Here is a 25,531-nt window from a genome sequence, read left to right as displayed (position 1 = left end):
TCACGCCTCCTTCGGGTCGGTGGGGGCGCTGAGACGGCGGGGGCTGCGGCGCAACGGTGGTTTGGCTCCGAGGCGCTTCGGGTCGAGACCGGACCACGGACCACCGCCCGAGAAGAACTTCGTGCGGGCGACCAGAGTCATTATCGGCTTCGTGAAGAAGAACACGACGACGACGTCGAGCACCGTGGTCAGGCCGAGCGTGAAAGCGAAGCCCTGCACCTTGCCGACGGTGACGGTGAACAGCACGGCCGCGGCGAGGAACGACACGAAGTCGGACACCAGGATCGTGCGCCGGGCCCGCGGCCAGGCCCGTTCGACGGCGGGCCGCAGCGTACGGCCCTCTCTGATCTCGTCACGGATCCGTTCGAAGTACACGATGAACGAGTCCGCGGTGATACCGATCGCGACGATCGCACCACAGACCGCGGGCAGGTTGAGGGCGAAGCCGATACCCGGTCCGAGCAGCGTCATGATCGCGTACGTCATGCCGGCCGAGGCCAGCAGGCTGATGATGGCGATCAGCGCGAGACCCCGGTAGTAGAGCACCAGGTAGATGATCACCAGGATGAGTCCGATGGCGCCGGCGATCAGACCGGCCTCCAGCTGCTCGCCGCCGAGCGCGGCGGTGACCGTGGTGACGGTCTCTTCCTGGAAGGTCAGGGGCAGCGCGCCGTACGACAGGATGTTGCCCAGGTCCTGCGCGGACTCCTGGGTGAAGTTGCCGGAGATCTCGGCGTTGGCGCTCAGCGTCTGGCGCACCGAGGGCGCCGAGACGACCTCACCGTCGAGGACGATGGCGAACTGGTTCTGCGGGGCCTGCTGCTGCGAGAGCTTGCTGGTGATCGCCTGGAACTTCTTCGAGCCACCGCCCGTGAAGTCCATCTGGACGATCCACTGGCCGGTCTGCTGGTTGATGGTGGCGTTGGCGTCGTCGACGTCCTTGCCGCCCACCTCGGCCGGGCCCAGGATGTACTTTTCCCACACGCCGTCGTTCTCGCCGCAGGCGAGCGTCGGCTCACCCGGCTTCGCGTTGTCGCCGAGGGCACCCCTGACCTTCTTGTTCGTGCAGTCGAGCGCGGCGAACTCGGCCTGGAGCTTCTCGGTGGCGGGATCCACGGGCGGCGTCGCGGGCTCGCTCGGCGCCGGGCTGCCGGAGGGGTCGGGCTTGCCGGTGGCCGAGCCGCTGGGAGTGGGCGTCGCGTCGGCCTTCAGGTCCTCCGTCAGGGCGCGGCCCTGAGTGGTCTCCGAGGGGCTGGGAGCACCGGCCGGCGGGTTGGCCGTCTCCTCGTTCGGCTTGTCGCTGCCGGAGGGGCTGGGGCTCTTGGACGAGTCGGCGCTCGGCGCCGGGCTCGCGTCCGGCGGCGGCTGCTGCGCGGCGGGGTCACCCGGTCCGAGGGTCAGGACCGGCCGGAAGTACAGCTGGGCGGTGGTGCCGACCTGCTCGCGAGCCTGCTCGGAGTTCGTGCCCTTGGGGATGTTGACAATGATGTTGTCGGATCCCTGGGTCTGAACCTCCGCCTCCTGAACGCCGAGACCATTGACACGGCGCTCGATGATGCCGACCGCGGTGTTCATGTTGGTCTCGTTGACCGCGTTCGCCTGGCCCGGCGAGCTCTTGGCCTTGAGCGTGATGGTCGTACCGCCGGCGAGGTCGATGCCGAGGCGCGGCGTCAGCTCGCCCGCCCCGAACATGCCTGCGACGAGGGCGATCAGCGCGATCAGGAACAGAATCAGGGTGCGCCCCGGCTTTCCCGGGGCCCCCGTCTGCCTTCGGCCCTTCTGAGGTGCTGCCACCTTTTCGTTTCTCCCTGTCCAACCGCTCCACGCCGGGTGAGCGACGGAGCGGCAACGAAGTGTTGTGGGGACCTGCCCACGCGAATGTCGGCATGGTCCGGGAGCCGCGGTGCGCTCGGGGGCGCGTCGCGGTGCCGGACGTGACTACTTCGCGCCGCTCTCGCCGTCGGCCTTGCCGGCGGTGTCGTCGGAGCCGGCCTTCTCGGCGTCCGCGTCGGCCTTGGCGTCGGCCTTGGGCGCGTCGACGTCGGTCGCGTCGGCCTCGGGCGCCTCGGCGGTGGCAGCGGCGTCGGCGTCGTCCTTCTTGCCCAGGTCGATCTTCGCGGCGTCGGCGTCCTCGGTCAGCGAGGAGGCGTCGTCGGGGACGACGGGAGCGTCGTCCTCCAGCTCCTCCTCGTCGCCGTGCACGATGCGGTTGTACTCCGCGTCGGTGAGGACCGCGCCGATGGAGTTCTTCGCGTACACGGCGTGGACGGCCGGGGCGACCTCAAGGAGGACCGTGTCGTCGTGAACTTCCTTGACGGTGGCGTACATGCCCCCGATCGTCCGGACACCGGTGCCGGGCTGCATCTCATTGCGCATCTGCGCAGCCGCCTGCTGCTTCTTCTTGGCGGACCGGGTCATCAGGAACATGGCCCCGATGAGCACGATGAAGGGGAGGAGGGTCACGAGACTCACGGGAGGGAACTTCCTTCGCACGACCGCTGTCGAGCGGCCTGATATACGGGGGTGGGTAGCCGTCCTTTAAGGGCGGCATCGGCGGAGTCTAAGCGAGTCCGCATCATTGGAACAACGCCCAGCATGGCACCGGGGTTCCTGCCGGGGCGAGTGTCCGCGCGCTCACGCCCCGAACAACCCCGGTTGTCCGCTTGCGCCCGGCCCCGGCCGGGGCGGCGTGAGCCCCAGGTGCGCCCAGGCGGCGGGGGTCGCGACCCGGCCGCGCGGAGTACGGGCGAGCAGGCCCTCCCGTACGAGAAACGGCTCGGCGACCTCCTCGACCGTCTCGCGCTCCTCCCCCACCGCGACGGCAAGGGTCGACAGACCGACCGGGCCCCCGCCGAACAGCTTGAGCAGGGCCTGGAGCACGGCCCGGTCGAGGCGGTCGAGGCCCCGTTCGTCGACCTCGTACACCCGAAGGGCTACGGCGGCGATGTCGCGGTTGATGTAGCCCTCGGCCTTGACCTGCGCGTAGTCACGGACCCGGCGCAGCAGACGGTTGGCGATACGGGGCGTGCCCCGGGAGCGCCCGGCGATCTCGGCGGCCCCGTCCACGTCGATCTCCAGGTCGAGCAGGTGGGCGGAGCGGTGGATCACCCGTTCCAGCTCGACGGGCTCGTAGAACTCCATCTGCGCGGTGAAGCCGAAGCGGTCGCGCAGCGGGGGCGGCAGCAGTCCGGCCCTGGTGGTGGCGCCGACGAGGGTGAACGGCGGCAGCTCCAGCGGGATGGCCGTGGCGCCGGGGCCCTTGCCGACGATGACGTCGACCCGGAAGTCCTCCATGGCCATGTAGAGCATTTCCTCGGCGGGCCGGGACATCCGGTGGATCTCGTCGAGGAAGAGGACCTCGCCCTCCTGGAGGGAGGAGAGGATCGCGGCGAGGTCGCCCGCGTGCTGGATGGCGGGGCCCGAGGTGATGCGGATCGGGGCGCCCATCTCGGCGGCGATGATCATGGAGAGGGTGGTCTTGCCCAGGCCGGGGGCGCCCGAGAGCAGGACATGATCGGCGGTGGCGCCACGGGCGAGAGCCGCCTTCAGGACGAGGTCGAGCTGTTCGCGTACGCGCTCCTGCCCGACGAACTCGTGGAGCGACTTGGGCCGCAGCGCCGCCTCGACCGCCTGGTCCTCGCCGTCGGCCGACGCGGCGACGAGCCGGTCGGGCCCGTCGGCGCCGTCCGCCGGCGGCGGGCCGCCTCCCGGCGTCCCGTTGCTGCTGTCGTCCCAGTTCACTGTGATTCACCTCGTGGAATCGGGGCGTCGGTGGACGTCCCGTGGAGTTCGGCCCCGGCGCGGGCCCGCCCGCGCGTGCGTGCGGGTCGATGTGTGCGGGTCGACGTCTGCGGGTCAGCGTGTCCGGTTCAGCGACTGGAGCGCGGCGCGCAGAAGTCGCGGTACGGCGGGCGCCTCGCCCGCCTCGATCGCCGCCTCGGCCTGGGGCGCGACCAGCGCGACCGCCTCGTCGGCCTCCCTCGTCGCGTACCCGAGACCAATCAGCGCCGAGTGGAGCTGATCGTTCCAGGAGGCGGAGACGGGGGCGCCGACGCCCTGTCGGCCGATAGGGGTGCCGAGCGGTTCGCCGAGCCGGTCCTTCAGCTCCAGCAGCAGCTTCTGGGCGCCCTTCTTGCCGATGCCGGGGACGGCGGTCAGCGTCTTCTCGTCCCCCGTGGCGACGGCGACGCGCAGCGTGTCCGGCGGGTGCACCGCGATCATCGCCTGGGCGAGGCGCGGACCGACGCCGCTGGCGGTCTGGAGCAGCTCGAACGTCTGGCGCTCGTCGTCGTCGGCGAAGCCGTACAGCGTGAGCGAGTCCTCCCGGACGACCAGCGACGTGGCGATCTTCGCCTCCTCGCCGATCCGCAGCCCGGCGAGGGTGGCCGGGGTGCACTGGACCAGCATGCCGACGCCGCCGACCTCGATCACCGCGGAGGTCGGGGCGAGGGCGGCTACCGGGCCGCTGACGAAGGCGATCATCGGGGGACCTTCCGTACGGATACATGGCTGGAGGGGCGGGCCGCCTTGGCCGCGGCGTGCGCCTGCTGGAGGCGGTTGGCCGCGGGGGCGCGCCAGATGTGGCAGATGGCCAGGGCGAGGGCGTCCGCCGCGTCGGCCGGTTTGGGCGGGGCGTCCAGCCGCAGCAGCCGGGTCACCATGGCACCGACCTGTGCCTTGTCGGCGCGCCCGCTGCCCGTGACGGCGGCCTTGACCTCGCTGGGTGTGTGCAGGGCGACGGGGATGCCGCGGCGCGCGGCGCAGAGCATGGCGACGGCGCTCGCCTGGGCCGTCCCCATCACCGTACGGACATTGTGCTGGCTGAACACCCGCTCCACGGCGACCAGTTCGGGCCGGTGCTCGTCCAGCCAGGCTTCCACGCCCTGCTCGATGGCGACCAGGCGCGATCCGAGGTCCGCGTCGGCTGCCGTACGCACCACACCGACGCCGAGCATCGTCAACGGCCGCCCCGCGACACCCTCGACGACGCCGACACCGCACCGCGTCAGTCCGGGGTCCACGCCCAGTACCCGCATCGCGCCCCTCCCCCTCACACTCTCGGTCCCGCTCGATCACGCGTTCTGCCGACGAGTCAGAACCCCTGATCAGCACAGTATCGGTCGGCACCGACAACACGGCGGGCCGACGGGGGGTGTGTCCCCGTCGGCCCGCCGCGTACAGCCGAGTTGACGCCGGCGACCATGCGCCGGCGCACCCGCGGATCAGGCGTCGACCTTCTCCATGACGTCGTCCGAGACGTCGAAGTTGGCGAAGACGTTCTGTACGTCGTCGCTGTCCTCCAGCGCGTCGATCAGCTTGAAGATCTTCCGTGCGCCGTCCTCGTCCAGCTCGACCTGCATGGTCGGCACGAAGTTGGTGTCGGCCGAGTCGTAGTCGATGTCGGCCTGCTGGAGCGCCGTGCGGACCTCGACCAGGTCCGTGGCCTCGCTCAGTACCTCGAAGGACTCACCGAGGTCGTTGACCTCTTCGGCGCCCGCGTCCAGGACCGCGCCCAGGACGTCGTCCTCGCCCAGCTCGCCCTTGGGGACGATCACGACGCCCTTGCGGTGGAACAGGTACGACACGGAGCCGGGGTCCGCCATCGAGCCGCCGTTGCGGGTCATCGCGACGCGGACGTCGGACGCGGCGCGATTGCGGTTGTCGGTGAGGCATTCGATGAGCACGGCGACACCGTTGGGTCCGTAACCCTCGTACATGATCGTCTCGTAGTCGGCGCCACCGGCCTCCAGGCCGGCACCGCGCTTGACGGCCGATTCGATGTTCTTGTTCGGCACCGAACTCTTCTTCGCCTTCTGGATGGCGTCGAAAAGGGTCGGATTGCCGTCGACGTCGGCGCCTCCGGTGCGGGCCGCGACCTCGACGTTCTTGATCAGCTTCGCGAAGAGCTTGCCGCGCTTGGCATCGATCACGGCCTTCTTGTGCTTCGTCGTAGCCCATTTAGAGTGGCCGGACATCTGCCTGTCTCCTTCGCGTAACCAAATCCTGCTCCGTTCGGCAGAGATCCTACCGGGATCCCCTCACCGCGCGGAGCGCACCATCTCGGTGAAGAAGCCGTGCAGCCGGTGGTCGCCGGTGAGTTCCGGGTGGAACGCCGTCGCGAGGGCGTCGCCCTGTCGTACGGCGACGACATGCCCGCCGTGCTCGGCGAGCACCTCCACCCGGGCGCCCACGGACTCGACCCACGGCGCCCGGATGAAGACCCCGTCCACGGGGCCCACACCCGCGACGTCGACGGCCGCCTCGAAGGACTCGTTCTGCCGTCCGAAGGCGTTCCTGCGGACGATCATGTCGATGCCGCCGACGGTCTCCTGACCGGAGCGCGGGTCGAGGATCTTCTCGGCGAGCAGGATCAGGCCGGCGCAGGTGCCGTAGACCGGCATCCCGGCGCGTACCCGCTCGCGCAGCGGCTCCAGCATCCCGAACAGGACGGCCAGTTTGGACATGGTCGTGGACTCGCCGCCGGGGATCACCAGGCCGTCGACGGCGGCCAGTTCGTCCGGCCGCCGTACGGTCGTGGGCACCGCGCCGGCCGCCGCGAGGGCGGTCAGGTGCTCGCGTACGTCGCCCTGGAGGGCCAGGACGCCGATCAGCGGGCCGCTCGCGGCGCCCTGGTCACCAGCCACGGTTCGCGTAGTGCTCGGACTCGGGCAGGGTGTCGATGTTGATGCCGACCATGGCCTCGCCGAGGTTGCGTGAGGCGTCCGCGACGATCTTCGGGTCGTCGTAGAAGGTGGTGGCCTTGACGATGGCGGCGGCGCGCTTGGCGGGGTCGCCGGACTTGAAGATGCCGGAGCCCACGAAGACGCCCTCGGCGCCGAGTTGACGCATCAGCGCGGCGTCCGCCGGGGTGGCCACGCCGCCCGCGGAGAACAGCACGACGGGCAGCTTGCCCAGCGCGGCGACCTCCTTGACGATCTCGTACGGGGCACGCAACTCCTTCGCGGCGGCGTACAGCTCGTTGTTGTCGTAGCCACGCAGCCTGGCGATCTCGTTCTTGATCTGGCGCAGGTGACGGACGGCCTCGACCACGTTGCCGGTACCGGCCTCGCCCTTGGAGCGGATCATGGCCGCGCCCTCGGCGATACGGCGCAGGGCCTCGCCCAGGTTGGTCGCGCCGCAGACGAACGGCGTGGTGAAGGCCCACTTGTCCGCGTGGTTGACCTCATCGGCCGGGGTCAGCACCTCGGACTCGTCGATGTAGTCGACACCGAGCGACTGGAGGACCTGGGCCTCCACGAAGTGGCCGATGCGGGACTTGGCCATCACCGGGATCGAGACGGCCTCGATGATGCCGTCGATCATGTCGGGGTCGGACATCCGCGCGACGCCGCCGTCCTTACGGATGTCGGCGGGAACGCGCTCCAGCGCCATCACGGCGACCGCGCCGGCGTCCTCGGCGATCTTCGCCTGCTCGGGCGTGACGACATCCATGATCACGCCGCCCTTGAGCTGCTCGGCCATGCCACGCTTCACGCGTGCGGTGCCGGTCTCGGGGGTCTGGCCGGGGGTGGAGAGCGTGCTGGACATGGTGACGACCTCACTGGGAACTGGGACGGGAGCGGTTCGACAGGCCGAGCAAACCTCTGCGGACCAGTCCACAGCAAGGGCCAATGGAAGGCCGGTGGATCGTTCTCGCGGGCCGGCCCCTACGTACCGGGCCGGTCCGCGAGGGCGACCGGCGGCTCGTCGTCCATCTCGAAGGCCAGCGGGAACGGCGCGTGGCCGGCCAGCCGGAACCAGCGGACCGTACGGTGCCGGCGCAGGGCGCGGGCCGCGCGTACGGAGTCGTTGTGGAAGCGCCGGGCCATGGGCACGCGGCGTACGGCGGCGGCCAGCTCGGTGGCGGCCTCCTCGCCGCCCGGCGCCGCCCGTACCGCCTCGACCTGCGCGACCTCACCGAACACCGCCCGCAGGGCCTCGCTCAGCTCGCTCTCGGCGACCTCGCGCTGCTCCTCCTCGGCCTGGCGCGCGGCGTGGGCGCCCTGGTAGAGCACGATCGAGGCGGCGGGATCGAGGACACCGGCGGTGGCCAGCTCCTGGGCGACCGAGGCGCGGCGCAGCAGTTGGGCGTCGAGGGAGGCGCGTGCGGCGTCGATCCGCGAGTGCAGTCGGTCGAGGCGGCCGGCGGTCCAGCTGAGGTAAAGGCCGATCGCCAACAGCCCGGCGAAGATCCAGATCAGGGTTTGGGTCACGACCGGCAGGCTACTGCCGACGGGACCCGCTCCCCCCACCCCGCCCCTTCCCCAAACCAGGGGCGGACGGGCTGAAAATCAGCCCGTCCGGCGATTGAGGGCACAGGAACCAGCCCGTCCGCCGCTTGAGGACCCGGCCTTCCAAAGAGGCAGGCACGCGCCGGCTCAGTCCCGGGGCGTCAGGCCGAAGCGGGCACGCAGCCCGACGCGCTCGTCCGTGGCCACCGACGCCGCCCCGTCGGTCACCGTCTCGTAGACCGCCAGAATGTCCGCGCCCACGGTCGACCAGTCGAAGCGCCGCACATGCGCGCTGCCGCGCCGGCGCAACTCCTCGCGGCGCTTCGGGTCCCCCAGGAGCCGTATCGCCGCCTCGGCGAGCGCGTCCGCGTCCTCGTTGGCGAACAGTTCGCCCGCCGCGCCCTGGTCCAGGACCTGGGAGAACGCGTCCAGGTCGCTCGCCAGTACCGGCGCGCCCGCCGACAACGCCTCGACCAGGATGATGCCGAAGCTCTCGCCCCCGGTGTTGGGCGCCACGTACACGTCGACACTGCGCAGCAGGCGTGCCTTGTCCTCGTCGCTCACCATGCCGAGGAATTCGACGCGCTCACGCATCTCCTTGGGAAGCGACTCCACGGCTTCCTTCTCGTCGCCGCGCCCGGCGACCAGCAGCCGCGTCCGCGGGAAGGCTTCGAGGATCTTCGGCAGGGCCTTCATCAGGACGGGCAACCCCTTACGGGGTTCGTCGATGCGCCCGATGAAGCCGATCGTGCCGCCCTGCCAGTCGGGATTGGCCTCGGCCCCGGCGAAGAAGCCGACGTCGACGCCGTTGGGGATGACGACCGCGTCGCCGCCCAGGTGCTCGACCAGCGTGCGCCGCGCGTACTCGCTGACCGCGATCCGCGCGCTTATCTTCTCCAGCGCCGGCTGGAGGATCGGGTACGCCGCGACCATCGCACGCGAACGCGGGTTCGACGTGTGGAACGTCGCGACGATCGGACCCTGCGCCGCCCAGCAGGTGAGCAGCCCGAGCGAGGGCGCGGTGGGCTCGTGGATGTGGATGACGTCGAAGGTTCCGTCGTGCAGCCACCGGCGTACCCGGGCGGCGGACAGGAAGCCGAAGTTGAGCCGGGCGACGGAGCCGTTGTACGGGACGGGCACGGCCCGCCCGGCGGAGACCACGAACGGCGGGAGCGGCGTGTCGTCGTCGGCCGGCGCGAGCACCGAGACGTCGTGGCCCAGCCGGATCAGGTGGTCCGCGAGATCCCTGATGTGGAACTGCACTCCGCCCGGTACGTCCCAGGAGTACGGGCAGACGATGCCGATCTTCACCCGGTCCCCCCGTCGCTGTCGGCCGGACGTGGTTCGAGGTCGGCGAGCCAGAGACGTTGCAGCATGTGCCAGTCCTCCGGATGCTCCGCGATGCCGGCGGCGAACACGTCCGCCACGGCCTGTGTCATCACGGACGACTTCTCGGCCCGTCTACCCGTCTGCGGTACCTCGACGGCCGGATACACCTGCCCGCGCATGAACGCCGGCCCGTCGAAGTGGAGCGTCACCGGGAACAGCAGCGCCCCGGTCTGCTGCGCCAGCATCGCGGGGCCGGCCGGCATCCGGGTCTTCTCGCCGAAGAACGTCACCTCGACGCCCGACGCCGACAGATCCCGGTCGGCGACCAGACACACCAGGCCACCGGCCCGCAGCCGTCTGGCGAGCGTCCCGAAGGCGCTGCCCCCGGTGTGCGGCAGCACCTCCATACCGAGGCTCTCGCGGTACGCCACGAAGCGGTCGAAGAGCGACGCGGGCTTGAGCCGTTCCACGACGGTGGTGAAGGGAACGCCCATCCCCCGGGTCAGCCACGCCCCGGCCAGATCCCAGTTGGCCAGGTGCGGCAGGGCCAGCACGACGCCCCGCCCGCTCTCAAGGCCCTCCGTCAGCAGGTGGATGTCCTTGATCTCGACGCTGTCGCGCACCCGGTCCGCGCTCCAGACCGGCAGCCGGAACGACTCCATCCAGTACCGCATGTAGGAGCGCATCCCGGCCTTCGACAACTCCGCCAGGCGCTCGGGGCCCGCGTCCGGCACCACTCGGGCCAGATTCGATTCGAGCCGCAGCACATTCGCGCCGCGCCGCTTCCACACGGTGTCGGCGATGGTCCTGCCGAGTGCGGTGGCCGCCGGTTCGGGGAGCTTCTTGACCGTGCTCCAGCCGACCCCGTACAGCCCGTCGACCAGCCGGTCCCGCGCGCCGCTCATGAGGCGGACTCCCGCGCGCCGGCCGCGTCCGCCTCGGCGGACTCGCGCCGTACGGTCACCACGCGCTGCCCGAGTGTGACCAGACTGCCCACGGCCACCACCCACAGCGCGATCGGCAGCAGGATGTCGATTCCGGGAACGCCGAACGCGTGCAGCCCCGCGAGGCCCGCCGCCACCAGCGAGATGACCAGCCGCTCGGCGCGCTCGATGAGCCCGTTGACGGCCACCGGCAGGCCGATGGACTCGCCGCGGGCCTTCGTGTACGAGACGACCTGGCCGCTCGCCAGGCAGAAGATCGACACGGCGCACAGCACGTTGTTGTCGCCGCTCCCCGCGTACCAGAGCGCGAATCCGCCGAAGACGGCGCTGTCGGCGACCCGGTCGAGCGTGGAGTCCAGGAAGGCCCCCCACCGGCTGGAGATCCCGGCCTGGCGCGCCATGTTGCCGTCGACGAGGTCGGAGAAGACGAAGATCGTGATGACGATGGTGCCCCAGAAGAACTCTCCGCGAGGGAAGAAGAACAGCGCGCCCGCCATCACTCCCGCCGTACCGATGAGCGTCACAGCGTCGGGACTCACCCCCCGGCGGAGCAGAAACGCGGCGAACGGGGTGAGGACACGCGTAAAGAATGCACGCGCGTACTTGTTCAGCATGGCCTTCCCGACGGTCGGTGGCCCGGCGGCCCCATCGGCCGCCGGCTGGCCCATCGTAGCCAGGACGGAGGCCCTCCACCGCCGGGGCGCCCACGTGGTGCCACCGCCGGGAACGTCGGCCGTTCACGCGGCTCGTGACCGCGCCCGTCCTCGGTCGCCGTACGGAACGTGGTGGTGGTCCCCGACGAGTACATGGGCCCCGTGATGAGCGACCTGTCGGGGCGGCGCGGCCGGGTGGTCGGCACCGATCAGGCGGGGCGGGGCCGGACGGTCGTACGGGCCGAGGGGCCGGAGATCGAGATCGGCCGGTACGCGATCGACCTGCGGTCGGTGTCGCGCGGCACGGGCCGGTTCAGCCGTTCGTACACCCGGCACGAGGCGATGCCGTCCCACCTGGCCGACCGGTTCCGCGAGGGCGCCGGGGCGTGGTGGTGGCCTGAACCCGTGAGACGGTACGGTGCCTGGTCCGGTTTCTCCCTGACGCGGAGCGTGTGCCCCGGTTACGCTGTGATGCGCCCCCAGCTCAGCAGGTGTGCGGGGCGCGGTAGTTGGGAACAGGGCGCAGCAGCGGATGCTCGCGGCGATGGGGGCGGACAGTGGCGCACGAAGGATTCGATTTCTCTCCTGGGGCTCAGGTTCCGCTTCAGGGGTCGGCGGGTCAGACGGCGGCGACGCATGCCCTGGCCTCGGCGGCGTACCGCGACAGTCCGGTGGAGGAGATCCTCAAGGCGGACAGCGAGTGGCACAAGTCCTCGGTGAGCAAGGGCAAGGCGTCGCTCTTCGAGCCGAATCTGGGCGAGGCGTTCTCGCGTGCGGTGCAGACCCGGATGCTGGGCGGCGGCCGTGGTGACCTCATCCAGTCCTTCGGCATGGAGCCGCAGACGGTGGTCGAACACGCGCTGGCGGCGTCCCGCATCCGTAAGGAGCGTGACATCCGGCTCACCCTGGTGACGGTCGTGTTCGGCTTGCTGTTCCTGCCGGGCACGCTGCTGTGGATCGGTGTCTTCCAACTGCGCAGGACACTGGCGGGGGCGAAGGACAAGAAGGCCGGGGCGATCGGTGGCGCCCTGTTGCTCGGTGTCGCAGCGCTGGCGGTGGTCTTCTTGGTCGCGCTGCCGTTCACGGGCTTCCTGGGCTGGTATCTGCGCGGCGTGATCGTCGCGCCGGTCCTCGGCTGGCTGCTCGCCAAGCAGATCTGCGAGACGACGGCGAAGGATCTGCGGCTGCGCTGGAGCGACTTGCTGTCGGGCGGCGGTCTCGGCGCCAAGGTGCCCGAGGCGGTGCCGGGGCATCCCGACGAGACCGCGCGGGAGGAGCTGCGCAGCGGGCTGGAGAAGCTGACGGCGGAGCAGCGCTCCAACGCGGTCTTCTACGCGGGCCCCAAGGGCATATTGGGCATGGGCACCCGTTGGGGCAGTTGGCAGCTCGCGGAGGAGCTGGTTCCCAAGGAGGCCGGCAAGGAGATCCACCAGTTCCGCAGCTACGACGTGATACGGGCGATGCACGACCAGCTGAAGATGCTGGAGCGCGGCCCGCTCAACTCCGGTGGTTTCCCCAAGCCCGAGGTGAAGCACTGGATCGTGCGGCCGGTCGGTGAGAACGCCGGGTCGGTGAGCCGGCCGGAGGGCCAGGACGTCGAGGCGTACCAGGTGAAGCCGCACGAGATACAGCGGATCTGCAACCACCAGCAGTTCGGCGCCGGGGACCGGCACTATCTGGGCGTGCAGTTCGTGCTGTGGGACGGCCAGTTGATCATCACGATGATGATCACGGTGACGGTCCTGCACGAGACGCTGCGCATCGAGGTGACCGGTCACGCCCTGGGTCCTGTGCACTCCCTGTTCACCTCGAAGCCGTCGCCCAAGACGGTCACGACGGCCAAGACGGTCCGGTTCTGGGAGACCAAGACCCGCAGCCTGCCGCTGGTGGAGCCGCGTGAGGCGGTACGGCTCGCCGTCCGCGCCCCGTTCACCTGGTATCCGCCGATCCTCGACTTCCTCGGCGGGAAGCTGTCGCTGCCCGAGCCGTTCGGCCTGCGGCACGCCTGGGCGGAGAAGCCGTGGCGGCACCGCTTCATGGCGGACGACGCGATGCGGGCGGCCACGCCGGTGCTGCGGGTGGCGCACACGGCGGCGCTGCGCGTGCTGAGCGACAACGGCGTGGACACCGACCGCTTCGGCAGTCGCTCCTCGTCCCTCAGCGGCGCGGTCCAGGACCCGTCGCCGAGGAAGGTCGACGTGTACGACGCGTAAGCGTGGGGGCGGCGGCTGCGAGCGTTCGCCGACTCGCTCGTCCGCAGGCGCCGGTCGGGCTCTTCCGGCGCCTGCGGACACGACAGGGACGGCTACTGCGCCGGCCAGGCGTCCGCCAGCATCTCCCAGGTGTCCGCGAGCAGTTGGGGCAGCACCCGGGTGTGCGCGATGACCGGCATGAAGTTCGCGTCGCCGCCCCAGCGCGGCACCACGTGCTGGTGCAGATGCGCGGCGATGCCGGCGCCCGCCACGGTGCCCTGGTTCATGCCGATGTTGAAGCCGTGCGCCCCGGAGGCCGTACGCAGCGCGGTCATGGCCCGCTTGGTGAACGCGGCCAGTTCGACGGTCTCGGCGGCGTCCAGCTCCGTGTAGTCGGCGACGTGCCGGAAGGGCACGACCATGAGATGGCCGCCGTTGTACGGATAGAGGTTGAGCACCGCGTAGACCGACTCGCCGCGGGCGATGACGAGCCCGTCCTCGTCGGACTTGCGCGGGATGGAGCAGAAGGGACAGCCGTCGTCCGCGTTCGGGCCGGTGGGCTTGTTCTCGCCCCGGATGTAGGCCATCCGGTGGGGCGTCCACAGGCGCTGGAACGCGTCCTGGGTACCCACTCCGATCTGCTGCTCCGGATCACTCGTCATGCTGTGCAGCATATGACTTCGGCCCGGTGGAGCGTGTCGCCGGGCCTGGTCCGCGCACGTCCCGGCCATGCTGGCGCGATGCATGTCCGGAACCGAACCGACCGGCTGCGCGAGTGGGAGCGGCGCGTCGAACTGCCGCTGCTCGTCGCGTCGCCGCTCTTCCTCGCCTGTTACGCGGTGCTCGTGCTGAACGACAGCCGCGACCCCGCCGTGGGCGACGCCGCGCTGTCCCTCCTCGTCGCGATCTGGGCGCTGTTCGCGGTGGACTACGCGGTGCGGCTGTGGCTGAGTGGGCAGGGCGCGCACTTCGTACGGACGCACTGGCTGGACACGGTCGTCCTGCTGCTGCCCCTGCTGCGCCCGCTGCGGATCGTGAACACGTACGTGACGCTCCAGCACCGCCGCGACCGGCCCCGGCTGAGCCTGTACGGGCGGGTGATGGCGTACGCGGGGATCACGGCCGGCCTGCTCAGCTTCGCCTCGGCCCTCGCGGTGTACCAGCAGGAGCGCGGTGCGCCGGGCGCCACCATCCGGACGTTCGGGGACTCGGTGTGGTGGGCCTGCTCGGCGATCACCACGGTCGGGTACGGCGACGTCACCCCGGTGACGCCGCTCGGCCGGCTGTTCGCGGTCTTCCTGATGGTCTGCGGGCTGGCGCTGCTGGGCGCGGTGACCGGCTCGTTCTCGTCCTGGCTGATCCAGGTCTTCGGCCGGGAGGACCGGGCGAGCGGGGGCGAGCGGCCCCCGGACGAGTCACGGCCCCCGGGAAGCTGACGCCTCCCCGAGGGCCCCTCCCCGAGGGCCGTGAACGGACGCGCCTCAGACCTGTACGCGGCGCTCCACGACGTCCAGCAGCTCGGCCAGCGCCTCGTCGGCGGGGATGCCGTTCTTCTGCGTCCCGTCCCGGTAGCGGAAGGACACCGCGCCGTTGGCGACGTCCTCGTCACCAGCGATGATCATGAACGGTGTCTTGGCCTTCTGGTGGTTGCGGATCTTCTTCTGCATCCGGTCCGCGGACGCGTCCACCTCGACCCGCAGCCCCTTGGCCTTCGCCCGCGCGGCGAACTCCCGGAGGTAGGGCACGTGCGCGTCGCCGATCGGGATGCCGACCGCCTGGACGGGTGCCAGCCAGGCCGGGAACGCGCCCGCGTAGTGCTCCAGGAGCACGGCGAAGAAGCGCTCGATCGAGCCGAACAGCGCCCGGTGGATCATGACGGGCTGCTGCTTGCTGCCGTCCGGCGCGGTGTACTCCAGCTCGAACCGCTTCGGCTGCTGGAAGTCGACCTGGATGGTGGACATCTGCCAGGACCGGCCGATGGCGTCCTTGGCCTGTACGGAGATCTTGGGACCGTAGTACGCGGCGCCGCCCGGGTCCGGGACCAGCGGCAGGCCCTGCTTGTCGGCGGCGGCCTGGAGCGCCGCCGTGGCCTCCTCCCACTCCGCGTCCTCGCCCATGAACTTGTCGGACTCCGGGTCGCGGGTGGACAGCTCCAGCTCGAAGTCGGACAGGCCGTAGTCCCGCAGCAGATCGAGCACGAAGGTGAGCAGGGAGTCCAGCTCCTGCGGCATCTCCTCCTTCGTGCAGTAGATGTGGGCGTCGTCCTGGGTGAAGCCGCGCGAGCGGGTGAGGCCGTGCACGACGCCGGACTTCTCGTACCGGTAGACCGTGCCGAACTCGAACAGGCGCAGCGGCAGCTCTCGGTAGGACCGCCCGCGCGCCTTGAAGATCAGGTTGTGCATCGGGCAGTTCATGGCCTTGAGGTAGTAGTCCTGGCCGTCGAACTGCATGGGCGGGAACATGCCGTCCGCGTAGTGCGGCAGGTGCCCCGAGGTCTCGAAGAGCTTCTTCTTCGAGATGTGCGGGGTGTTGACGAACTCGTACCCGGACTCCTCGTGGCGGTGGCGCGAGTACTGCTCCATCTCCTTGCGGATCACCCCGCCCTTGGGGTGGAAGACCGCGAGACCGGAGCCCAGCTCGTCGGGGAAGGAGAACAGGTCCAGCTCGCTGCCCAGCCTGCGGTGGTCGCGGCGCTCGGCCTCGGCCAGGAAGTCGAGGTGGGCCTTGAGTTCGTCCTTGGACGGCCAGGCGGTGCCGTAGATCCGCTGGAGCTGCGGGTTCTTCTCGCTGCCGCGCCAGTAGGCGGCGGCGGAGCGCATCAGTTTGAAGGCCGGGATGTTACGGGTGGTGGGCAGGTGCGGACCGCGGCACAGGTCCTTCCAGCACAGCTCGCCGGTCTTGGCGTCGAGGTTGTCGTAGATCGTCAGCTCACCGGCGCCGACCTCGGCCGACGCGCCCTCGGCGGCGTCGGCGGCCTTGCCCTTGAGCCCGATCAGTTCGATCTTGTACGGCTCGTCGGCCAGCTCGATCCGCGCGTCCTCGTCGGTGGTGACCCGCCGGGAGAACCGCTGGCCGCGCTTCTGGATCTCCTGCATCTTCTTCTCGACGCGCTTGATGTCGTCGGGGGTGAAGGGCTCGGCGACGTCGAAGTCGTAGTAGAAGCCGTCCTTGATCGGCGGGCCGATACCCAGCTTGGCCTCGGGGAACAGCTCCTGGACGGCCTGCGCCATGACGTGCGCGGTGGAGTGGCGCAGGATGTTCAGGCCGTCCGGGGAGGACATCTCGACGGGCTCGACGCTCTCGCCGTCGGCGACCTCGTAGCTGAGGTCCTTCAGCTCGCCGCCCACCCGGGCGGCGATCACGGTGCGCTCGCCGGGGAAGAGCTCGGCCGCCGTAGTGCCCGTCGTCACCACGCGCTCTTCCCGCTCGGAATCGCGTTCGATGGTCACGCGGACATCTGACACCGGTCTCTCCTTCACTCATGGGGCGCGCACGCTCGTTTCCGTACGCGACGCGAATCGTACCGAGCCGGAGGGGCCACTCGCTAAACGGTTGAATTGTGCCGTCGTCTGCGGCGTACGCCGCGAAGGGCGCGGGTATCACCGATGCGGGCGGTCGGCCTGATGCCATCTGCCAAGCGTGCGCGAGGAGTTCAGGGATGACGCACTGGTACGAGGGCCCCCTGGCCGCATTCGACATCGAGACGACGGGCGTCGACACCGAGCGGGACCGGATCGTGTCGGCCGCCCTCGTCGTGCAGGACATCTCGGGCGCCCGCGCCCGGGTCACCCGCTGGCTGGTCAATCCGGGCGTCCCGGTGCCGGTCGAGGCGACCGAAGTGCACGGCCTCACGGACGCGTTGGTGCAGCGCTCCGGCCGCTGGCCGGCGCCGGTGATCGAGGAGGTCGGCCGGGCGCTGGCCGAGCAGTGCACGGCGGGCCGGCCGCTGGTGGTGATGAACGCGCCGTTCGGCCTGACGCTGCTCGACCGCGAGATGCGGCGCCACCGCGACTCGTCACTGGCCCGCTATCTGGAGAACGCCCCGCTCTGTGTGCTGGATCCGAGTGTCCTGGACCGGCATCTCGATCCGGTCCGCAAGGGCCGGCGACGGCTGGTGGATCTCTGTTCGCTGTACGGGGTGGTGCTGGACGGCGAGCACGACGCCGTGGCCGACGCGGCGGCGGCGCTCGAAGTGGTCCGGTCGGTGGGGCGCCGGTTCGCGACCACGACGCAGCAGTTCAGCGTGGCGCAGCTGCACGCGCGGCAGGCGGTCTGGCACGCGGCGCGGGCGCGCGGCCGACAGGAGTGGTTCGCCCGCGGCGGCCCACGGGCGGCGGTCGACCCGGCATGGCCGCTGCGACCCCAAATACCGGCCGTGGCCTGACCGTTGGGCCACCGGGCGGCCCGGACAGCGACCCCCGGCCCGGACAGCGGCAAGGCCGGTCCGTCATCGACGGACCGGCCCTTCCCGGTGGGCGATACTGGTTTCGAACCAGTGACCTCTTCGGTGTGAACGAAGCGCTCTCCCACTGAGCTAATCGCCCGGGAACGGACTGAACCATACAGGTCTCGGCGGGTTTCGTTCAAACCGAATGAGAGCGTGCGAGCACCTTCCGCAGCCCCCGCCGCCCGGCCCGCATCATCAGCGCGTGATTGGCGAGGAAGAAGGGCCGCCCGGCCACGGCGAGGCGCCGCAGCAGCGGCTTGTTGATGTCGACCTCCTGCTCGTACAGGGCGCGTGTGCCGCCGCCTTGGGCGCTCAGGGTCCAGCGCGCCCAGCCTTCGAGGTCGCCGGCCATCTCCACTTCGAGGACACGGGCGCGCGGGTCGTTGCGGCTCTCGCGGGCGCGGACGACGAGGTCGTACGGAATCACGGACCGGAACCGCGCGGTCCCCGTCCGCTCGTCGACCGGGGTCACCTCCCGGACCTGAGGCCACCAGTCGGGGTACTCACCCGCCCGCTCCAGCACGCCGAACACGACGTCAGGGTCGGCGTCGAGCTCCCAGACGCTGCGGAAACGGTAGTGATACCAGTCCATGGGCCAAGTGTGCGCCCCGCGCACATACTCACCCGGGTATCTGAGTACGAGAGCCGATGGCCCGTCCTGTGGCACGGACCACACTCCGGACCATGGAGAACGTTCCGCGTCCGGCCGAGGAGCTCGCGGTCCTCGATCGCGAGCTGGCCCAAATCGAGTCGCGCAGGGCGCAGTTGCTCGCCCGCAAGTCCTATCTGTTGACGCTGCTGACACCGCCGGTTCCGCCGGTTCCGCCGGTGCCGTGGACCGCCGCCCGCACGCCCGAGACGTCCCCGCCGAGCGTGCAGAACGCCCTGCTCGCGCTGGGCGGTGTGCTGCTGACCATCGCGGCGATCGCCTTCACCGTGGTCAGCTGGGGCGCCATGGGCATCGGCGGCCGGTCCGTCGTACTGGGCACCGTCACCGCCGCCGCGCTCGCCGCCCCGGCCGTCCTGCCGCGCCGCGGTCTGACCTCCACCGCCGAGGCCGTCGGCGCGCTGGCCCTGGTGCTGACCGTCCTCGACGCCTACGCCCTGCACCGGGTCGCGCTCGCCGGCACGGACCCGCTCGGCTACACGGCCGCCGCGTGCGCCGTACTGGCCACCGGCTGGGCCGCGTACGGGCTGCTCCTCGGCCGGCTCCGTACGCCCCTGCCCGCCGCCGTCCTCACCGCCCAACTCCCGCTGCCGCTCTGGGCGCTGGCCGCCGACGCGAGCCTGGTCACGCTCGCGTGGGCGCTGCTCGTGACGGCCGTCGCGGACACGGCCATCGCGCTGTGGGCGAAGCCCGCGCCGGCCCGGTCGATCGCGGGTGTCACCGCCTGGGTGACGGGCGGCTCGGCACTGCTGATCGCGGGCGGCCTCTCGGTGACCGCCGACTCCCCGCTCGACGCCGCCTGGCCCGGCGTGCCGCTGCTCGCCGGGGCCGGTCTCGGTCTGTTCGCCGCCGTCCGCGTTCCCGGCGTCTCGTTCGCCGGTGCGGCGGTGGCCGGTCTGGCCGCGGTCACCGCGACCGGCGGTGTGGTGCGGCCCTCGGTCCCGCTCAGCTGGGCCGTCGTCGGGTATCTGCTGTGCGGCGCGGCCCTGTTGACGGCCGTACGGGCTCCGCTGCCCCGCGCGGCGGTGGGCGGGCTGTGCACCGCCGCCGGGGCCGTCGTGGCCGGGGCCGCCCTGTGGGCGCTGCGCCCGGTGGTCGTGGCACTGCTCGGCCCCCTCTCCCGGGTGGGCGACATCTGGGCGGGCACACCGGCCAGCGCGCGGGAGGCGCTCGGGACGGATCCGGGGTGGTCGGAGACGACGACGGCGCCGCTGGTACTGCTGATCGCCGCCGGACTGCTCGCCGTCGCGTACCGCCAACTGCCCGCCGCCGCACGAGCGGCCGCGCTGTCGGGTGCGACGGTCCTCGGCTGGGCCGCCGTGCTGGTGCTTCCGGCGGCGCTGGACCTCGGGCACGCGGTGGACGTGGCGACGCGCCTCGCGCTGACGGCGACCATGCTGACGCTCGCGGTGTACGCGCACCTGCCGGCCGCGCGGCGGCGTCCCGGGCTCGCGGCGCCGCCCGCGGTCTCGACGGCGGCCATGATCTGCGCGTCGGCGGGCGCGGCCGCTGTCTCGGTGCTGGCCCTGGCCACCGAGACGACCACGCTGGTCACCCTCGGAGTGCTGCTCGCCCTGCTCTGCGCCGCCGCGGTGGTCCTGAACGCCGCCGTGAGCGAAGCGGAGGCCGACAGTGGCACGGAGGTCTCCCCCGAGGCGCGGGCCGCGTTCCAGGTACGCGCCTTCCAGGCCGTCCTCACCTGCGCCGCCGTCGTGACGGCCGTCGCCCTCCTGTGCGCCCTCTGCGCGTCGGCCGGGCTGCCGCGCGAGCACATCGCCCTGGTCGTCCTCGCGGTACCCGCCGCCTGCGCGCTGCTCGGAGCGCGCCTGCGCCGCCATCCCGTGGCCCTGCCGATGGAACTGACGGCGGCCGGAGCCGGTCTGCTCGCCGTCGGCCTGGCCTCCGGCCACCCGCCGACCGTCGCCCTCGTGCTCGCCCTGAGCGCGGCGGTCGCGGCGGGGACCGCGCTGCGACCGGACCGCCGCCCGGCGGCCGGGTATCTCGCGGCGGCGCTGTTCGTCCTGGCCACCTGGGTGCGGCTGTACGCCTCCGACGTGTCCACCCCGGAGGCGTACACCCTGCCGGTGACCGTCCCGGCGCTCGTCGTGGGTGTCCTGCGGCGTCGCGGCGACCCCGAGGCGTCGTCCTGGACGGCGTACGGCCCCGGCCTCGCCGCGACGCTCCTGCCGAGCCTCGCGGCCGCCTGGGGCGACACGCAGTGGCCGCGCCCGCTGGCGCTGGGGGTCGCCGCGCTCCTCGTCACCCTCGTCGGCGCCCGGCTGCGGCTCCAGGCACCGCTGGTCCTCGGTGGCGCCGTGCTCGCCCTGGACACGCTGCACGAGCTGGCGCCGTACCTCGTCCAGGTCGTGGGCGCCCTGCCGCGCTGGGTGCCGCCGGCGCTCGCCGGACTGCTGCTCCTGGCGGTGGGCGCGACGTACGAACGGCGCCTGCACGACGCCAGACGGCTCCGGAAGTCCCTGGGCCGGATGCGCTGACGGGCCGGGCGCCCGGGAATCACGTACCGGAAACGACCGATGCCCCGGAGACGGTGAAGTCTCCGGGGCATCGATTCCGGGTGGGCGATACTGGGTTCGAACCAGTGACCTCTTCGGTGTGAACGAAGCGCTCTCCCACTGAGCTAATCGCCCGGGCGCGGGGCAAACATTACCCCATGCCCGTACCCCCACCGGACCGCTCCCCGCTCACGCGTCGATCTTCCAGGGCATGGCCAATCCGAACTTCCAGAGGTAAATGGCGCACAGTACGGCGATGATCACGACACCGATGGTCGTGAGGATGACGTTGCGCCGCCGCACCTTGGGATCGAGCGCTTTCTGCGCCGCTTCGGTGACCTTGCGCCGCGTCCACCGGAGCACCAGTTGGGCCCAGACGAATTCGGTCGCCCAGATCGCCATACCGCCGAAGATCACGAGCCAGCCGGGACCGGGCAGCACCAGCATCGCCGCACCCGCCACGACCACCGCGAGCCCGACGACGAATACGCCGACCTGCCAGCTCATATGGAGCGTCTTCGATCTCTTGATAAAGCGTGGAGCACGTGAGCCGAGCTCACGCTCCGCCCGCTCCGCCGTCATTTCCTCAGCGGTCTTCTCTGCCGTCGGTACGACGACATCCCCCCGCTCGTCACTCTCCGCATGCATGTCACCCAACCTACCGGACGGCGAGTCGTCACCGGAATGGCGGCATAAGCCGAAGTTACACGCCGCTGTACGAGCTACCTGAAGGATCACAAAACAGACAGAGGGGTTTACAACGACACCGTAGGTGGCATGTCGATTTCGCCGACGTGCGAATCCCCGAGCGCACACTGAGCGAAAGGCCCTGGCGCTTATGAACACCACGGTCAGCTGCGAGCTGCACCTGCGCCTCGTTGTATCGAGCGAGTCCTCACTGCCTGTACCCGCGGGCCTGCGGTATGACACGGCCGATCCTTATGCCGTGCACGCCACCTTCCACACCGGAGCCGAGGAGACGGTCGAGTGGGTGTTCGCCCGCGACCTTCTGGCCGAGGGGCTGCACCGGCCCACCGGCACCGGCGACGTCCGAGTCTGGCCCTCACGCAGCCAGGGCCAGGGCGTCGTCTGCATCGCGCTCAGCTCTCCGGAGGGAGAAGCCCTGCTGGAGGCCCCGGCGCGAGCCCTGGAATCCTTCCTCAAGCGAACCGACGCCGCGGTGCCACCCGGCACCGAGCATCGCCACTTCGACCTCGACACAGAGCTGTCTCACATCCTGGCCGAGAGCTGAGCCAGGCCGAGAACTGCTCGGCGCCGTCCGACTCGGGGAGACGGCGCCGCGCGGACAACCACATACGGCGGACAGCGACGCCGTCGCCGCGGAAACCACCGCGACGACGGCGTCGTCACGCTCACGGACCCCCCGGGCCACGAACACGTCCTTAGGGGGTGTCTTGTCGGTCTTGCCGGGCTCGCGTTCCCCGGCACCGCGCCTCGCCGCGTTGACGGCGGAAGGGCAGGCACGGCTCCCGCCATGCCTCCCTCCTCCGCCTTGCGATCGCACGCACCAGACCCCGCTCCCCGCTCCCTGATCCAGCCTGATCGGCAAGACACCCCCTAGGATCTGCGGAACCCGGCGGGCACCGGTCCGCAGCAGGCCAGGGAGCGAATCGTGCAGATCCCCCACGACACCCGCATCGCCCTAGAGACCGTCGTCAGTCTCGTGAACACGATCCCCGAGGCCGACGGCCCGGACGGACTCGCCGACGTCGAGGCCCTGCACGGCTTCGCACGGACCCATCGGGTCAGTGGCGTCGGCGACCTGGGCCCCCGCGATCTGCGGGCCGTACGGGAGGTACGTACGCGACTGGCCGAGGTGTTCGCCGCGCCCGGTCCCCGCGCGGCCTCCGAGCTGATCAACCAGCTGGTGGCCGCCGCCGGGACGACCCCGCAGCTCACGGACCACGACGGCTACGACTGGCACGTGCACTACTTCGCGCCGGACGCGTCGGTGGCCGACCATCTCGCCGCCGACTGCGGCATGGCGCTGGCGTTCATCGTGGTGGCGGGCGAACAGGAGCGGTTGCGGCGCTGCGAGGCGCCGGACTGCGGGCACGCCTTCGTCGACCTGTCGCGCAACCGCTCCCGCCGTTACTGCGACAGCCGCACCTGCGGCAACAGGCTGCATGTGGCCGCCTACCGGGCACGCCGCAAGGAAGCGGCCGGCTGAGCGTCACAGCAGGAACAGATCATGGACCGCCGCCATCAGCAGCAGGGTGCCGATCACCGCCAGGAAGATCATCAAAGGCGGCTGGGAGAGCGCGAAAAGACAACCGCGCGGCTCTTCGGTGGGTGCGGGATTTGAGCCCCGTGAGGTATCGAGCATCTCGGGGTGATCATGACGCAGGCGGCGGTCCGCCGAACAACCAACACGCGTCCCGATGAGGCCAGTTCGTCAGATTCCCGGCAAACGTCCACCCCCTGAGACGGACCGGTCTCCGGGAGCCTTCCGGTCAGATGCCGTGCTTCTTGAGGATGGCCTCGACATCGCTGAAATCGTCACCGGAGTCGGCGCCGTGGGACTTCTTCGCCTTGGTCGCCTTCGGCTGCGCCACGGGGGCCGCGGACGCGCCGAGCGAGGGTGCGGAGGCCGCCGGTGCGACCGCGTCGCGCTGCGCCGCCTTGGCCGCCGCCCTGCGTTCCCTACGGCTGACGCCGCCGCGCCGCTCCACCATCCGTGTCGTCATGAACAGCAACCAGGAGACGCCGAGGAGCCCGACACCGATCCAGGCGGCCGGGCTGAACGCCTTGTCGGAGACCCACTGGACCACTCCGGTCATCACGAGCGCGACCGGCACCAGCGAGTAGGCCGCGATCCGGGTCGCCGTCAGGAAACGCTTGCGGTACGCGGTGATCGCCGCGATACCGAGGCCGGCAGCGGACACCGCGGAACAAATGGTCTCGGCAATCATCCGGTCCTCCAGGCGTGGGCGCCGTCGTCGTTCAGAGCAGTTCTCGTCGCGCATGTCGGTGTGCACCGGCATGCCGACCCCTTCCATCCTGCACCTACCGGCGGGGTGGAGGCCACGGTCCGGGGGCACCTCAGGGAGATCTCGGGGGTTCGTCTCCTCCCCAGGTCCCGGTCGGGAGCGGGTACGGGGACCTGGGAGACTGCCCCCATGAGTGACTCCCCCCTCGCCGGCCCCGTCGTCCTCGACGTCTGGTCCGAGCTCCAGTGTGCCGACTGCCACACCGCCCTGGCGGACCTGCGCGCGCTGCGGGCGCGCTACGGCGACCGGCTGGACGTACGGCTGCGGCACTTCCCCCTGGACAGGCACCAGCACTCCTTCGCCGCCGCGCAGGCGGCCGAGGAGGCGATGGAGCAGGGCCAGGGCTGGGCCTACGCGGAGGCCGTGCTGGCCCGCCACGCGGAGCTGACCACCCGGGGCGAACCCGTGCTGCTGGATGTCGCCCGCCAACTGGGCCTGGACGACGAGGAGTTCGACACCGCGCTGATCGACGGCCGGCACACCCTGATCGTCGACGCCGACCATGCCGAGGGCAAGGCGATCGGCGTGACCGGCACGCCCACGTACGTCATCGGCGGCGAACGGCTCGACGGCGGCAAGAGCCAGGACGGGCTGCGCGAGCGCGTCGAGGAGATCGCCGACCGGCTGCTCGCCGAATCCTGAACACTCGCGCCTGGGTGTTTCGTCAGAGCAGCGATTTGAAGACGTTGCGGTGCGTGGTCGTGTACCCGAGGGATTCGTAGAGGCGGATCGCCGGGGTGTTGCCCGCGAAGACGTGCAGGCCCAGCACGCCGCTCCCCGCCCCGTGGGCGATCCGCTCGGCGTGCAGCATCAGCGCGCGGCCGTAGCCCTTGCCGCGCCGCTCCTCGGCCACCTCCACGTCGTAGACGAACGCGCCGACCACACCGGGGCTCACCTCGCGGCTGCTCACCCACACATGGCCGACCACGTCCCCGTCGTGGACCAGGACGTCGATCGAGACGCCGGGGGTGGCGAGGCCGTTCGGCAGGTTCTCCAGGCGTCCGGACTCGGCTTTGGCGTCGGCCTGGTCGGGCGGCAGTCCCCGGTCGATCCAGCTCTGCCGGAAGCCGTCGCGCGAACGCTCCTCCCAGACCGCGTACTCCGGCTCGTCCATCCGTCTGCCGACGAGTCCGGGCGGCAGGGCCGGCGCCTCCCGGCCCAGATCCTTGAGCATGTTGCTGCTGCGTTGGGTGTAGCCCAGGGCCTGAAGCAGCCGCAGCGCGCCTTCGGCCTCGGCCGGGACCGAGGCGATCACCTGGCCGCAGCCCCAGCCGCGCAGCACCTCCTCGGCGGCCAGGGCGGCGATCGTGCCCCGGCCGCGGCGCCGGACGCCCTCGTCGATCCGCAGTTGGCGCAGGACACCCGCCGGGGTGCCGAAGGCGCCGTCCGTGCCGAGTTCGATCGCGCCCACGGGACGGCTGTTGTCGCACACGTCGTAGCTGCGTGACGGCATGCCGTCATCGGTCCGGTGAAGCGGCCCGGTCGGCCGCAGAGTCGTGGTCATCAGGGGAGGTGTACCCATCTCACCGCCCCGCGGCATCTGG

The 25,531-nt window shown here is 71.0% G+C and carries 26 protein-coding genes, 2 tRNA genes and 1 pseudogene; 8 read left to right on the top strand and 21 right to left on the bottom strand.

The window, feature by feature from the left end; translation table 11 throughout:
• From secD to pgsA, 12 genes are all read right to left on the bottom strand, one after another.
• Entirely contained in the window at window positions 1-1,794 is a 1,794-nt protein-coding gene (gene secD / locus OG700_RS33265) for a protein translocase subunit SecD (protein ID WP_405620097.1), read from the bottom strand.
• A 144-nt stretch (window positions 1,795-1,938) separates the two neighbouring features.
• Window positions 1,939-2,472, bottom strand: coding sequence for a preprotein translocase subunit YajC (gene yajC, locus OG700_RS33260; RefSeq protein WP_405620095.1), 534 nt, complete (start codon window positions 2,470-2,472; stop codon window positions 1,939-1,941).
• A gap of 162 nt (window positions 2,473-2,634) precedes the next feature.
• Window positions 2,635-3,741 (bottom strand): Holliday junction branch migration DNA helicase RuvB, encoded by a 1,107-nt coding sequence (gene ruvB, locus OG700_RS33255; RefSeq protein WP_405620093.1) that lies wholly within the window; start codon window positions 3,739-3,741, stop codon window positions 2,635-2,637.
• 114 nt (window positions 3,742-3,855) lie between these two features.
• The gene (gene ruvA / locus OG700_RS33250; RefSeq protein ID WP_405620091.1) at window positions 3,856-4,482 is read right to left on the bottom strand and encodes a Holliday junction branch migration protein RuvA; all 627 of its coding nucleotides are present in this window, start codon (window positions 4,480-4,482) and stop codon (window positions 3,856-3,858) included.
• Window positions 4,479-5,036 carry a crossover junction endodeoxyribonuclease RuvC gene (gene ruvC, locus OG700_RS33245; RefSeq protein ID WP_405620089.1) on the bottom strand — a complete coding sequence of 186 codons (558 nt, stop codon included), beginning with the start codon at window positions 5,034-5,036 and terminating at the stop codon, window positions 4,479-4,481. Before ruvC ends, ruvA begins: the two co-directional genes overlap by 4 nt.
• A gap of 186 nt (window positions 5,037-5,222) precedes the next feature.
• Complete coding sequence (locus OG700_RS33240; RefSeq protein WP_405620087.1) at window positions 5,223-5,975, bottom strand: YebC/PmpR family DNA-binding transcriptional regulator; 753 nt, start codon at window positions 5,973-5,975, stop codon at window positions 5,223-5,225.
• A 63-nt stretch (window positions 5,976-6,038) separates the two neighbouring features.
• Window positions 6,039-6,611, bottom strand: coding sequence for a pyridoxal 5'-phosphate synthase glutaminase subunit PdxT (pdxT, locus tag OG700_RS33235; protein ID WP_405622171.1), 573 nt, complete (start codon window positions 6,609-6,611; stop codon window positions 6,039-6,041).
• Window positions 6,612-6,633: 22 nt separating this feature from the next.
• Window positions 6,634-7,548 (bottom strand): pyridoxal 5'-phosphate synthase lyase subunit PdxS, encoded by a 915-nt coding sequence (pdxS, locus tag OG700_RS33230; RefSeq protein ID WP_078078299.1) that lies wholly within the window; start codon window positions 7,546-7,548, stop codon window positions 6,634-6,636.
• A 119-nt stretch (window positions 7,549-7,667) separates the two neighbouring features.
• Window positions 7,668-8,213, bottom strand: a complete 546-nt coding sequence (locus tag OG700_RS33225) for a hypothetical protein (protein WP_405620085.1) — start codon at window positions 8,211-8,213, stop codon at window positions 7,668-7,670.
• 165 nt (window positions 8,214-8,378) lie between these two features.
• Window positions 8,379-9,542: a glycosyltransferase family 4 protein gene (locus OG700_RS33220; RefSeq protein WP_405620083.1), complete on the bottom strand. Its 1,164-nt coding sequence runs from the start codon at window positions 9,540-9,542 to the stop codon at window positions 8,379-8,381.
• Complete coding sequence (locus OG700_RS33215) at window positions 9,539-10,465, bottom strand: phosphatidylinositol mannoside acyltransferase (RefSeq protein WP_405620081.1); 927 nt, start codon at window positions 10,463-10,465, stop codon at window positions 9,539-9,541. The genes OG700_RS33220 and OG700_RS33215 overlap by 4 nt, the downstream gene beginning before the upstream one ends.
• Entirely contained in the window at window positions 10,462-11,172 is a 711-nt protein-coding gene (gene pgsA, locus OG700_RS33210; RefSeq protein ID WP_405620079.1) for a phosphatidylinositol phosphate synthase, read from the bottom strand. The genes OG700_RS33215 and pgsA overlap by 4 nt, the downstream gene beginning before the upstream one ends.
• A gap of 117 nt (window positions 11,173-11,289) precedes the next feature.
• Between pgsA and OG700_RS33205 the strand changes: the two are divergent.
• Together OG700_RS33205 and OG700_RS33200 are read left to right on the top strand one after the other, a co-directional pair.
• Window positions 11,290-11,538: pseudogene (locus tag OG700_RS33205) on the top strand (elongation factor G-like protein EF-G2); the annotation flags it as partial.
• A 176-nt stretch (window positions 11,539-11,714) separates the two neighbouring features.
• Window positions 11,715-13,370: a hypothetical protein gene (locus tag OG700_RS33200; RefSeq protein ID WP_405620077.1), complete on the top strand. Its 1,656-nt coding sequence runs from the start codon at window positions 11,715-11,717 to the stop codon at window positions 13,368-13,370.
• Between the two features lie 92 nt (window positions 13,371-13,462).
• Here the strand turns inward: OG700_RS33200 and OG700_RS33195 are convergent, their stop codons facing one another.
• Complete coding sequence (locus OG700_RS33195) at window positions 13,463-14,023, bottom strand: HIT family protein (protein ID WP_405620075.1); 561 nt, start codon at window positions 14,021-14,023, stop codon at window positions 13,463-13,465.
• Between the two features lie 66 nt (window positions 14,024-14,089).
• On the opposite strand from OG700_RS33195, the gene OG700_RS33190 reads away from it, so the two are divergent.
• Entirely contained in the window at window positions 14,090-14,785 is a 696-nt protein-coding gene (locus OG700_RS33190; protein ID WP_405620073.1) for a potassium channel family protein, read from the top strand.
• 45 nt (window positions 14,786-14,830) lie between these two features.
• Here the strand turns inward: OG700_RS33190 and thrS are convergent, their stop codons facing one another.
• Window positions 14,831-16,813 (bottom strand): threonine--tRNA ligase, encoded by a 1,983-nt coding sequence (gene thrS / locus OG700_RS33185; RefSeq protein WP_405620071.1) that lies wholly within the window; start codon window positions 16,811-16,813, stop codon window positions 14,831-14,833.
• Window positions 16,814-17,007: 194 nt separating this feature from the next.
• Here thrS and OG700_RS33180 point away from each other — a divergent pair, with 194 nt between their 5' ends.
• Window positions 17,008-17,733: an exonuclease domain-containing protein gene (locus tag OG700_RS33180; protein ID WP_405620070.1), complete on the top strand. Its 726-nt coding sequence runs from the start codon at window positions 17,008-17,010 to the stop codon at window positions 17,731-17,733.
• Window positions 17,734-17,821: 88 nt separating this feature from the next.
• Here OG700_RS33180 and OG700_RS33175 read toward each other — a convergent pair.
• Window positions 17,822-17,893 (bottom strand) — tRNA-Val (locus OG700_RS33175).
• A 39-nt stretch (window positions 17,894-17,932) separates the two neighbouring features.
• Window positions 17,933-18,388, bottom strand: a complete 456-nt coding sequence (locus OG700_RS33170; RefSeq protein WP_405620068.1) for an SRPBCC family protein — start codon at window positions 18,386-18,388, stop codon at window positions 17,933-17,935.
• Window positions 18,389-18,480: 92 nt separating this feature from the next.
• Here OG700_RS33170 and OG700_RS33165 point away from each other — a divergent pair, with 92 nt between their 5' ends.
• On the top strand, window positions 18,481-20,958 hold the full coding sequence (locus OG700_RS33165) for an SCO7613 C-terminal domain-containing membrane protein (RefSeq protein ID WP_405620066.1): 2,478 nt from the start codon (window positions 18,481-18,483) through the stop codon (window positions 20,956-20,958).
• Between the two features lie 81 nt (window positions 20,959-21,039).
• On the opposite strand, the gene OG700_RS33160 is transcribed toward OG700_RS33165, so the two are convergent.
• Window positions 21,040-21,111, bottom strand: a tRNA-Val gene (locus OG700_RS33160).
• Window positions 21,112-21,165: 54 nt separating this feature from the next.
• Complete coding sequence (locus OG700_RS33155; RefSeq protein WP_405620064.1) at window positions 21,166-21,624, bottom strand: TIGR02611 family protein; 459 nt, start codon at window positions 21,622-21,624, stop codon at window positions 21,166-21,168.
• Between the two features lie 190 nt (window positions 21,625-21,814).
• Between OG700_RS33155 and OG700_RS33150 the strand changes: the two genes are divergently transcribed.
• Both OG700_RS33150 and OG700_RS33145 read left to right on the top strand, forming a co-directional pair.
• A complete protein-coding gene (locus tag OG700_RS33150; protein ID WP_023542925.1) occupies window positions 21,815-22,228 on the top strand; it encodes an SsgA family sporulation/cell division regulator in 414 nt (137 codons plus the stop codon).
• A gap of 381 nt (window positions 22,229-22,609) precedes the next feature.
• The gene (locus OG700_RS33145; protein WP_405620062.1) at window positions 22,610-23,167 is read left to right on the top strand and encodes a CGNR zinc finger domain-containing protein; all 558 of its coding nucleotides are present in this window, start codon (window positions 22,610-22,612) and stop codon (window positions 23,165-23,167) included.
• 3 nt (window positions 23,168-23,170) lie between these two features.
• On the opposite strand, the gene OG700_RS33140 is transcribed toward OG700_RS33145, so the two are convergent.
• Together OG700_RS33140 and OG700_RS33135 are read right to left on the bottom strand one after the other, a co-directional pair.
• On the bottom strand, window positions 23,171-23,323 hold the full coding sequence (locus OG700_RS33140) for a hypothetical protein (RefSeq protein WP_405620060.1): 153 nt from the start codon (window positions 23,321-23,323) through the stop codon (window positions 23,171-23,173).
• Window positions 23,324-23,450: 127 nt separating this feature from the next.
• Complete coding sequence (locus tag OG700_RS33135) at window positions 23,451-23,909, bottom strand: hypothetical protein (RefSeq protein WP_405622169.1); 459 nt, start codon at window positions 23,907-23,909, stop codon at window positions 23,451-23,453.
• A gap of 207 nt (window positions 23,910-24,116) precedes the next feature.
• On the opposite strand from OG700_RS33135, the gene OG700_RS33130 reads away from it, so the two are divergent.
• On the top strand, window positions 24,117-24,629 hold the full coding sequence (locus OG700_RS33130) for a DsbA family protein (protein WP_405620058.1): 513 nt from the start codon (window positions 24,117-24,119) through the stop codon (window positions 24,627-24,629).
• Between the two features lie 22 nt (window positions 24,630-24,651).
• On the opposite strand, the gene OG700_RS33125 is transcribed toward OG700_RS33130, so the two are convergent.
• Entirely contained in the window at window positions 24,652-25,491 is an 840-nt protein-coding gene (locus OG700_RS33125; RefSeq protein ID WP_405620056.1) for a GNAT family N-acetyltransferase, read from the bottom strand.
• Window positions 25,492-25,531: the final 40 nt, after the last annotated feature.

Origin of the sequence: Streptomyces sp. NBC_01508 (assembly GCF_045040315.1) — a bacterium.
Lineage (GTDB): Bacteria > Actinomycetota > Actinomycetes > Streptomycetales > Streptomycetaceae > Streptomyces.
Note: the sequence above shows the minus strand (reverse complement) of the source record. Positions and strands in the feature narration are given on the sequence as shown.